Genomic DNA, 11,125 nt, shown 5'->3' with positions numbered 1-11,125 from the left:
AATTCTGCTCATAAAGAATTTATTAAGTCTCGGATAAATTATCTTTTCTACTAAATAACTGAAAATAAGACAAATTATGAAATAAAATAGATATACAAGTCGGCTTCGTCCAAATAAAAAGTGTAGAAAAGTGGCTTCATGGACTAGAAACCAATGAGAAATATATATAACATAAGACATACTTGCAAAAGGGAGGAATAACCCAATTGTTTTATTAAAAAATTTCCAATTTGCTTTATACCATAGTATACCTATACATATTGCAAATAAGCCCCTCCAAAGGTGTGTGTTGAATAGGAATTCTTTTCCATCGGTTGGCTCAGTAAAAGTTATAATTAAAGCAGAAGCTAGAAGTACTAATAAAGGATATTTTAAATTGACAAAGGATATTTTTTTGTTGGATAAATATAACCTAGCTAATTCTACCCCAAACCACCAGATAACCATATCAATCATCAATTGAACAATGAAAACAGGATAAAATTGATATAATATACTAGAGATTATTCCTAAAGTGTAAATAATTATTGAAGACTTTTCTTTTAATTTATTGATGATAAAGAAAAATATCATATAATACCACCATTCATAGGCTAAAGACCACAGAGGTCCATTATTGAAAAGAGGAGCAAATATTGAGTCTGGCTGATTTGTATTTTGGAGCATTAGCAGATTGGTTATTAATCGAGGTATGGTAAAACCTTCCACTCCAAATTCCATTAATTGCACAAAATAGTTTGTTATAAAAACAAATATCAATGGAATGTATATTCTAAAGAATCGTTTAAAGAAATAAGATTTAAATGATTTATCTTTAGCTCGTTCATACGATAATTGAATAACAAATCCTGATATAACGAAAAAGATTGCAACTCCTAAATCTCCATAGTTCCAGATGAAATTGTATTCTGCTAAAGCATAAGATCGATCATGAAAAACATGGGCAAAGGTTACGTATATTGCAACGAATCCTCTAAGAGCTTCAATTCTGGTTATTTTGTTCATTCTTGATTATTAAGTCTAAGTCGCTCGATGCGTTGCAAAAGAGTTGGGTGTGAATAATAAACGAATACATTCCATGGATCAGGATTTAGATTACTTAAAGCTTCCACAGATAGTTTCTTTAGACCACTAATTAAAGAATCGCCTAAGCCAAAGCTTGCTGCATATGCATCTGCTTCATATTCATTCTTGCGACTTGCCATATTCATTAATAATCCGAGTAATAAGGATATAGGAGTGAAGAGAATTGAGAAAGCTATAATTCCTAGATGAAAAGATGGTATTTCGCTCCCTAATGCTAGTGCTAAAGTGGAGTTGTTTAAGAAAAAAGATAATATAAAAAGTAGTACTCCTATATATATAGATGTAATGAGATGCTGAATGATATGTTTTTTCTTGTAATGTCCTATTTCGTGTGCCAGTACAGCTACTATCTCATCTGTGGTTAGATCATTTATTAAAGTATCGAATAAAACAATTCTTTTTTTACTGCCTAAGCCTGTGAAATAAGCATTTGCTTTAGTTGATCGCTTTGATGCATCCATCACATAAATGTTCGTAAGCTCAAAACCGGCTTTTTGAGAAAATTTTTCAATAGCATTTCGTAGTTCTCCGGGTTCAAGAGGAGTTTGCTTATTAAAAAGGGGTACAATGATGTTGGAATAAAATAAAGTCATAAATAGAGAGAATGCTGTAATAAGCCCCCAAGCATACAACCATGCGTAATTTCCGAAGCCATTATAAAACCAAATCAGAAGAGTTAATATCAATCCGCCTAATATTACGGAAAGGATTAATCCTTTTAGTTGATCAATCCAAAATATTTGTAGTGTAGATTTATTAAATCCATACTTTTTCTCTATAACGAAAGTGTCATAAAGAGAAAATGGTAATGATATGATTTCGTTACCAATATATAGGATGCCAATAAATGCAAGAGAAACCAAAATACTATTATGGATATATCCTCTTACATATTGATCGAGATAACCAAATCCATTAAAAACAAGAATGAGCAAAATTATTACAAATGAAACGAATCCGGAAAATAGTCCAATTCTACTATTCTCTTTCTGGTAAGCTTGTTGTTTTTGATATTTTTCTTGGTCGTATATTCCGATTAATTGCTCAGGAATATTAGGGTTCATTCGTTTTCTATTTCTATATGCTAGATATTGAGTCCAAAGAAAATCAAGAATAACGAATAATAAGATTGTGTAATATATCATATAATAATTTTAGGTTCTAAATAAATAGTATTCCCTATAATAAAGGAATACTATTCGTATTATTTAGGGTCGCTCTTTATAGAGCAGATATACCCCGTGTATATTGCTATACCATAAAATACTAAATCCATAAATTGAAATGTTTCTTTTACGATCATAATTATAGTATCACTATCGAGGCTAGGGAATGCTTCTGAATAGCTAAAATTTACTTCATCTGCAATTAAGCAAATCGAGCTGATAAGATTACCTATAAAGCATGTAAGTAAAGAAAGTATTGCTCCTATTACACCATATATAGGTGTTATTCCTTTGCCTAGTTTCTGAATAGAAAATCCGACTGCAAAACCTACACCTATAGCCATATAAGTGATTTGATATTTGGTTAGTACAGTTATTAATGACCATACAAGAATACATAGAACTGAAGCTAATACTCCACCAACCAATCCCATTGGTAAATTTTGTTGTGCTCTAAGCTCTTCAAGGCTAATGGTATCTCCCACATTGCCCTGAATCATATTCATTGCAGTCTCATTATCAATTATATTGGAATTATTATTTTCACTATTTGGCGAAAATAATGATCTGCTGTTACTTACTTCACGCTCACTGATAGTAGATGGCTCGCCTAGATTACTATTTTCTGATATTTCGTTATGAGTGATATCAGTTTCTTCAAAGTCTTTGTTATAATCGTAATCGTGAATTTCATCAAAATCCCTGTTGCTCATAAATCAAATATTTAGTGTTAGTGTATTATCTGAAAAGTCTAATGCTTAGACATTATAAACAAAATGAAACTAAACTGTTACCCTAGCAAAAGGTGCAGCATCCATAGAACAAAACTCGTTGTCTAAATATTTATAGTGTCCTGATATAGCTACCATGGCAGCATTATCTGTTGTATAGCCAAACTTAGGTATATGAATTTTCCATCCAAAACGTTGGGCATGGTCTTCAAAAGCATCTCTCAGTCCTGAGTTTGCAGAAACTCCACCAGCTACAGCAACTTCTTTTATGTTTAAATCTTTAGCTGCTTTACGTAGCTTATCCATTAATATATCAATAATGGTTTTTTGCAGTGATGCACACAAATCTTCTTTATTATTTTCAATAAAATCAGGATCTTTTTTCAATTCATCCCTTAAGAAATACAGGAAAGAAGTTTTCAAACCGCTGAAACTGTAATTATAGCCTTGAATGTGTGGTTTATTGAATTTGAATTTATCAGGGTTACCTAGATTTGCCAATTTATTTACAATAGGTCCTCCGGGATAGCCTAATCCCATAACTTTCGCACATTTATCAAATGCTTCTCCGGCAGCATCATCAATCGTTTGCCCTATAATTTCCATCTTTTTGTGAGACTTAACAACAATGATTTGAGAATTTCCTCCTGATACCAGTAAGCATAAGAAAGGAAAAGCTGGCTGATCTTGGTCGTCTTTATCTTCCTTTATAAAATGTGCTAAAACATGTGCTTGTAAGTGATTTACATCAATCATAGGGATGTTCAATGCTGTAGATAGCCCCTTAGCAAAAGATGTTCCCACTAAGAGGGAGCCCATTAAACCTGGACCTCTGGTAAAAGCAATGGCAGTAATATCTTCTCTTGATATACCTGCTTTCTTTAAAGCTTCATCTACTACGGGGATTATATTCTGTTGGTGAGCTCGAGATGCCAGCTCGGGAACGACCCCTCCATAGCTTTCGTGAACTTTTTGACTGGATATGATGTTTGATAGTAAAACACCGTCTTGTATTATAGCGGCAGCAGTATCATCGCATGATGATTCTATACCTAATATATTAATCATAATAATTATAGCCTTTATATATAAAATTGTTATACAAATGTATGGGTTTATTTCTGTTTTTCAAATAGTAAAATCGCGTTATAAATACATTAATTTAGCACAAGATACTATTTATCAGGTTATTTATTATTAAGTNTCACTTAGACCTTTTTTTGAAATAAATTTATTTTTATATCCAAAATTTATTTAACTTTGCCTCGTACAGAAATTTTACGCAGATTCTTAAATTAATATGAAGTATGTTATCACTTTACTCTTCCTTTTCGTTTCATTATCATCACTGTATAGTTGTACCAGCAATAGTAAACAACGGAATGACTCTGCATCGATACAAAATCAAGGCGAATTAATAAGCATTAAGCGCTTCGATCAGGATTTATATAGATATTTACAAAGCCCATCTTCTCTGCAACAAGACTCTCTAATTGGGTTATACGGAAAGTTTATGGAAGCTTTTGGGACTGTAACTATTAATAATTCTGATATTAGTGCGGCGTCTTATTTTTCTGACTTAAAAGGCTATTTCTCAAATCCGATGCTTTCTCAAATATACAAGGATGCTTTGGATACGTTTAGTGTGGTGCTTCCATATGAGAAAGAACTATCAGTTGCAGATGAACTTATTCGAAAGTATTTTGCAGGTAAGCAATTGCCTACTTTAGGAATGCATGTCTCGGGCTTTAAAGCTAATACAATTGTTCTAGCTGATTTTATTTCTATTTCTTCTGATAGATATCTAGGTACGGATTATTCAGGTTATAAAGATTTTTTTGAAGACTATCAACGTCAGCAAATGAAACCGGAAATGATTAGTCGAGATTATCTTAAAGCGTGGATTCTCACAGAAATACCAATTTCCAATAAGCGTAAGGATTTATTGGCGGAAATTATAAATGAAGGAAAAATTCTATATACTTTGCAATTACTTCTACCTAATTGGGGGGAGGCTGCCTTAATTGGTTATACTTCTGAACAACTAGACTGGAGCAAGAATAAAGAAAAAGAGATATGGAAAGTTACAGTTGATCAAAATTATCTGTTCACTACTGATTATATGACTATCTTAAAGTATTTGGAGGAAGCTCCATATACAGCAACAATTTCAACAGATTCTCCAGGTCGATTAGGTGCATGGATTGGTTGGCAGATAGTAAAAGCATATGCTGCAAATACTGGTGCAAGTTTAGATTCGATAATTAAAGAATCGGATATGCAAAATATTCTCAAGCAATCAAAATACAATCCTTGAAATATAGACGCTTAATATATTGATATTTAAGTAAAATATCGAAAATACAGATAAAGTTATTGACATTTAGTGTTGATAACTTTATCTTTTTATACGAATAAATTTAATGTATCTTTGGAATACTTTTAGGTAAAACTCATTATGGAAAATAACAAGAAAGGTCAGCAACGCAAAGGAGGCCGAGCCAAAGATAATACAATGCAAAGTCCGGAGATCGGGCGTATTCAACCACAAGCAAGAGAATTAGAAGAGGCTGTTTTAGGGGCGCTTATGCTCGAAAAAGATGCTTATTCATTGGTGAGTGACATCTTGAAACCTGATAGTTTTTATGATACTATACACCAGATAGTGTATCGTGCTATTGTAAGTTTAATATCTAAACAGGCTCCTGTGGATATGCTTACAGTAGTTGAAGAATTAAAGAAGACAGGAGAGTTAGAATCCGTAGGAGGTCCTGTTTATATTGCTCAACTTACTGAAAAAGTGGCTTCTGCGGCACATATAGAGTTTCATGCTCGCATTATAGCTCAAAAATATTTGGCACGTGAATTGATTGGTTTTTCTTCGGAAATAACTAATAAAGCTTTTGACGAAACATTTGATGTGGATGACTTGATGCAGGAAGCAGAGAGTAAGCTATTCGAGATGTCGCAAGGTAATGTGAAAAAGGATGTGCAACAGATTAATCCGGTTATTAAAGAAGCTTTACAGCTTTTGGAAATCGCAGCCAATCGTCCAGAAGGATTAAGCGGGTTGCAAACAGGTTTCCATAATCTAGATAAGATTACTTCGGGTTGGCAGAATTCTGACTTGATTATTATAGCAGCTCGTCCTGCGATGGGAAAAACGGCTTTCGTTTTGTCTATGGCTAAAAATATGTCAGTAACATATAATTATCCCGTAGCGTTATTCTCTCTGGAGATGTCAAACGTTCAGCTGGTAAATCGTTTGATTGTAAATACTTGTGAGATTCCCGGTGAAAAGATAAAGAACGGTCAGCTTGCCCCATATGAGTGGGAACAGCTAGACTTTAAGATAAAAGAATTATATGACGCTCCCCTATTTATAGATGATACACCAAGTTTGTCGGTATTCGAATTAAGAACTAAAGCACGTCGTCTTGTTCGTGAGCATGGTGTGAGAATGCTTATTATTGACTACTTGCAGTTAATGAATGCTAGTGGAATGGCTTATGGTAGCCGTGAACAAGAGGTAAGTATGATTTCTCGTTCGCTTAAGGGGTTAGCAAAGGAATTGAATATTCCTATTATCGCTCTTTCGCAGCTTAACCGTGGAGTTGAGGGACGTACAGGTATTGAAGGTAAGCGTCCCCAGTTATCTGACCTTCGTGAGTCGGGAGCTATTGAGCAGGATGCGGATATGGTATGTTTTATACACCGTCCTGAATATTATAAAATATTGGAAGATGAAAAGGGTAATTCTTTATTAGGAATGGCCGAAATTATTATAGCAAAACACCGTAATGGTGCAACCGCAGACGTTTTACTTCGATTCAAGAGTGAGTTTGCTCGTTTTCAGAATGTGGAAGACGAATATAATGCAGATGGAGCACAATTCATGTCTAAAATGAGTGCTACTCCTTCTGCTGAGAGCTTTCCTCCCATGTCAGGTAATGATGTTGTTCCATTCTAATTTATCCATTCGCTTTTTAATAGAGAATAGTATAGTCGGCTAACATAGTTATTGTTCATGTAGAAATAATCTCTTAGTGTGCCTTCATATTTGAAGCCGACTTTTCTTATTACTCCTTGTGATGCTATATTGTTCTCCTTATGACAAACTTGGATTTTGTGGAAGTTGATTTTCTCAAATCCATATTGAAGAATATTTTTTACAGCCTCAGAGGCGTATCCTTTGCGATGAAATTTACTTCCAATACAATATTCTATTTCTCCAAAATGATTTTTACTGTCTACAAGAAAAAAAGCTATTTGCCCGATGCAGATCTGGGTTGATTTCTCTATGATTGCCCATCTATAATAGCTTTCTTGAGAATAAGATGTTATGTAGTTGTTTAGCAATTCTTTTACTTCCTCTTCAGTAGTGTATATGGGTTCCGAATACATAGATTGTATATTAGGGTCACTTACCCAATAATCAAGCATATTTTTGTTATCATCATAAGAGAATCGTCTTAGGATTAAATTTTTAGATTCGATCATTTGTGTTCCGCAGTGTGTAAGCATAGTTTTTTTGTATAATAGGTTATTTCAAAGACTCGAAAAAAAGGAATAAAAAGGCTATCTTATTTTATTAAGATAGCCTTTTTCTATATAACTTATTAAAGAAGAGTATTATCTCAAAAACAATAGCTCTCTGTACTTAGGTAGAGGCCACATGTTGTTATCAACAATAAGTTCTAATTTATCGATGTGGTAGCGTATCTCGTCTAAGAATGGAGCTACGGCATCGTGATATTCAATTGCTTTTTCGCGTTCGCTTTCTATGTTATTTGCTTTTTTACGAGCATCAATCATACCATGTACTTTTGCATTTACAGCATTTACATGAATTGATATTTTTTCGATTAAGCGAATTTGTTCTTCTGCCATTTCTTGGAATTTTGCAGGATCTGTAAATATCTTTTGTAGGTTGGCTACATTTTCCAATAGAATAGATTGGTATGTAATAGCTACGGGGATAATATGATTAAGAGCTAAGTCTCCAAGAACACGAGATTCAATTTGGATTTTCTTAACGTAAGTTTCCCATTTCACTTCGTTGCGAGCATGAAGTTCTACTTCTGATAGAATGCCCGAAAAAGTTTTGATACTTTGCTTTGAAGTATAGCTATCGTAGATAACAGGTACACTTGTTTCGCAATCTAAACCTCTTTTCTTAGCTTCAACTTTCCACTCATCACTATATCCATTACCATTAAATCTGATGACTCTTGATTCTTTGATATATTTTTTCAGGATTTCGTATAAAGCTTCTTCTTTCGATTTACCTTTGTTGATAAGTGCATCAACTTCAATTTTGAAAGTTCTTAATTGTTCGGCTACCGAAGCATTTAATGCAGTCATTGCCGAAGCACAGTTTGCAGACGATCCAACAGCTCTAAATTCGAAACGATTACCTGTAAAAGCAAAAGGTGATGTTCTGTTACGATCGGTATTGTCTAGTAAAATCTCTGGAATTTGACCTACACCTAAACTTACTCCTTTTTTATCGTCAACAACAATTGCGTCTTTTACGCTACTGCTTTCAAATTTATCAAGAATATCACTTACTTGTGTACCCAAGAATACAGATATAATTGCAGGAGGAGCTTCGTTTGCACCTAAGCGGTGAGCGTTGGTTGCAGAAGATATCGATGCTTTTAGCAATGCATTGTTTTTATGAACGGCAGCTAAAATATTTACAATAAAGGTAATGAATTGAAGGTTTTCTTCAGTATCCTTACCTGGAGAAAGAAGATTAACACCTGTATCTGTTCCTAATGACCAGTTGTTGTGTTTGCCCGATCCATTGATGCCTTTAAATGGTTTTTCATGAAGAAGTACACGGAAAGAATGGCTACGAGCTATTTTTTCCATTAATGACATAATCAATAAGTTTTGATCTACTGCCAAATTACATTCTTCATATATAGGAGCTAACTCAAATTGGTTAGGTGCTACTTCGTTGTGACGTGTTTTTACAGGAATACCCAATTCATATGATTGGTATTCAAGGTCTTCCATGAATTTCAATACACGTTGTGGGATTGATCCGAAGTAGTGGTCTTCCAATTGTTGATTTTTTGCACTTTCGTGACTCATCAGAGTTCTACCTGTTAAAGCTAAATCAGGACGAGCTGCGTATAAATCTTCATCTACAAGGAAGTATTCTTGCTCCCATCCTAAGAAGGAATATATTTTAGATACTTGAGGATCAAAATAGTGGCAAACATCCATTGCAGCTTTACTTACAGCTGATATAGATTTTAATAAAGGAGTTTTATAATCCAAAGACTCTCCTGTATATGATATAAATATAGTTGGTATACATAGGGTATCGCCAATAATAAATGCAGGTGAAGATGGGTCCCATGCCGAATATCCACGAGCTTCGAAAGTGTTACGAAGACCTCCCGATGGAAAGCTAGATGCATCTGGTTCTTGTTGAGCTAATATTTTTCCGCTAAACTCTTCGATCATACCACCATTTCCGTCGTGCTCTACAAAAGCGTCATGCTTTTCGGCAGTACCATCAGTTAATGGATGAAACCAGTGAGTGTAGTGTGTAGCTCCATTTTCTAAAGCCCACATACGCATACCTGCAGCTACATGCTCGGCTATTGCTCTGTCTATAACTTCTCCTTTGTCTATAACTTTGGTTATAGCTTTGAAAGTAGCTTTAGACAAGTACTGAATCATTGTCTTACGGTTAAAAACTTTGTTTCCAAAATACGCTGACGTTTTTTCTTTAGGCTTCTCAACCTCTACGGGTTTTCTGTTTGCAGCAGCAGCAACAGCTTTAAAACGTAACTTTGACATATTATTAAGCTAGTTTAATTGGGTTTTGTTATTTAGAGTTTTATTTTTTTTAGTCGAAGAACGGCTTCTTTTGTATTTTCGAGTGTACCAAAAGCAGTTAGTCGTAAGTAGCCTTCGCCACTAGGACCAAAGCCTACTCCGGGTGTTCCTACCACATTTAGCTCATTTAGGAGATAATCGAAAAATTCCCAAGAAGACATACCATTTGGAGTTTTCACCCAAATGTAAGGAGAGTTTATACCTCCATATACTTTTAATCCTTGCTCAGTAAGACCTTCTCTTATTATTTTTGCATTGTTCAGATAATATTGAATAGTATCTTTCACTTGCTTTTTTCCTTCGGGAGAATAGCAAGCTTCGGCTGCGCGTTGAATTATGTAAGGTACACCATTAAATTTAGTTGTATGGCGACGATTCCATAATTTATTTAAAGAAACTTCCTCACCTTTGCTAGTATATGCCATTAAATCTTTAGGCACAACTGTATACGCACAACGTGTACCTGTAAATCCTGCGGTTTTTGAAAAACTGCGAAATTCAATAGCTACTTTTTTAGCTCCTTCAATCTCGTAAATACTATGAGGCACATCATCCTCTGTGATATATGCTTCGTATGCAGAATCAAATAGAATTAAAGCTTTGTTTTCTAATGCATAATCAACCCAGACTTTCAATTCGCTTTTAGTAAGCGTAGTTCCCGATGGATTGTTTGGATAGCATAAATAGATAATGTCAACTTTAGTAGTTGGTAATTGGGGTACAAAGTTATTTTCGGCAGTACAAGGTAAATATACAATTTTATTCCATTTACCGTGTGCGCCTAAATCGCCTGCACGACCAGCCATTACATTAGTATCGATATATACTGGGTATACAGGGTCAGTAATAGCTACAATATTATCTGTACCTAAAATATCACCGATATTACCTGTGTCACTTTTAGAACCATCGCTGACAAATACTTCGTCAGTTTGAATATCTAATCCGTGAGCTTTATAATCATTTTCTACAATTTTGTTAACTAAAAAGTCATAACCTTGTTCAGGACCGTATCCTCTGAAAGTTTCGGCAGAAGCCATTTCATCAACAGCTTTATGCATCGCATCTATAGAAGCTTGCGGAAGAGGCTTGGTTACATCGCCAATACCCAAGCGTATAACATCTGCTGTGGGATTGGCTATTTTAAATTCGTTTACTTTTCGAGCTATTTCCGAGAATAAATAGCTTCCCGGCAGTTTCGTATAATTTTCGTTTATCAATACCATTTGTACTAACTATTTTATTGATATATTTTTCAATTAAAAATAATAAAAAGGTCTGAGA

The 11,125-nt window shown here is 34.3% G+C and carries 9 protein-coding genes; 2 read left to right on the top strand and 7 right to left on the bottom strand.

Features of this window, described 5'->3' with window-relative positions; all coding sequences use genetic code 11:
• From HGC4_RS13435 to tsaD, 4 genes are all read right to left on the bottom strand, one after another.
• On the bottom strand, positions 1 to 1,005 hold a 1,005-nt coding region (locus tag HGC4_RS13435), incomplete at its 3' end, for an acyltransferase family protein (protein WP_050710656.1).
• Entirely contained in the window at positions 1,002 to 2,231 is a 1,230-nt protein-coding gene (locus HGC4_RS13430; RefSeq protein WP_050710655.1) for a M48 family metallopeptidase, read from the bottom strand. The genes HGC4_RS13435 and HGC4_RS13430, both read right to left, overlap by 4 nt.
• Positions 2,232 to 2,290: 59 nt before the next feature.
• Positions 2,291 to 2,965: a hypothetical protein gene (locus tag HGC4_RS13425; RefSeq protein WP_050710654.1), complete on the bottom strand. Its 675-nt coding sequence runs from the start codon at positions 2,963 to 2,965 to the stop codon at positions 2,291 to 2,293.
• A 69-nt stretch (positions 2,966 to 3,034) separates the two neighbouring features.
• Positions 3,035 to 4,051, bottom strand: a complete 1,017-nt coding sequence (gene tsaD, locus HGC4_RS13420) for a tRNA (adenosine(37)-N6)-threonylcarbamoyltransferase complex transferase subunit TsaD (RefSeq protein WP_050710653.1) — start codon at positions 4,049 to 4,051, stop codon at positions 3,035 to 3,037.
• A 232-nt stretch (positions 4,052 to 4,283) separates the two neighbouring features.
• Here tsaD and HGC4_RS13415 point away from each other — a divergent pair, with 232 nt between their 5' ends.
• Together HGC4_RS13415 and dnaB are read left to right on the top strand one after the other, a co-directional pair.
• Positions 4,284 to 5,300 carry a gliding motility lipoprotein GldB gene (locus tag HGC4_RS13415; protein WP_157258300.1) on the top strand — a complete coding sequence of 339 codons (1,017 nt, stop codon included), beginning with the start codon at positions 4,284 to 4,286 and terminating at the stop codon, positions 5,298 to 5,300.
• Positions 5,301 to 5,498: 198 nt separating this feature from the next.
• Positions 5,499 to 6,953 carry a replicative DNA helicase gene (gene dnaB / locus HGC4_RS13410; protein ID WP_050710657.1) on the top strand — a complete coding sequence of 485 codons (1,455 nt, stop codon included), beginning with the start codon at positions 5,499 to 5,501 and terminating at the stop codon, positions 6,951 to 6,953.
• Here the strand turns inward: dnaB and HGC4_RS13405 are convergent.
• From HGC4_RS13405 to HGC4_RS13395, 3 genes are all read right to left on the bottom strand, one after another.
• A complete protein-coding gene (locus tag HGC4_RS13405) occupies positions 6,950 to 7,507 on the bottom strand; it encodes a GNAT family N-acetyltransferase (protein ID WP_050710651.1) in 558 nt (185 codons plus the stop codon). The two genes, dnaB and HGC4_RS13405, sit on opposite strands and share 4 nt — an antisense overlap.
• A gap of 108 nt (positions 7,508 to 7,615) precedes the next feature.
• Complete coding sequence (locus HGC4_RS13400) at positions 7,616 to 9,802, bottom strand: glutamine synthetase III family protein (RefSeq protein WP_050710650.1); 2,187 nt, start codon at positions 9,800 to 9,802, stop codon at positions 7,616 to 7,618.
• A gap of 32 nt (positions 9,803 to 9,834) precedes the next feature.
• The gene (locus HGC4_RS13395) at positions 9,835 to 11,067 is read right to left on the bottom strand and encodes an LL-diaminopimelate aminotransferase (protein ID WP_050710649.1); all 1,233 of its coding nucleotides are present in this window, start codon (positions 11,065 to 11,067) and stop codon (positions 9,835 to 9,837) included.
• Positions 11,068 to 11,125 lie beyond the last annotated feature (58 nt).

This window comes from Dysgonomonas sp. HGC4 (assembly GCF_001261715.1).
Lineage (GTDB): Bacteria > Bacteroidota > Bacteroidia > Bacteroidales > Dysgonomonadaceae > Dysgonomonas_A.
Note: the sequence above shows the minus strand (reverse complement) of the source record. Positions and strands in the feature narration are given on the sequence as shown.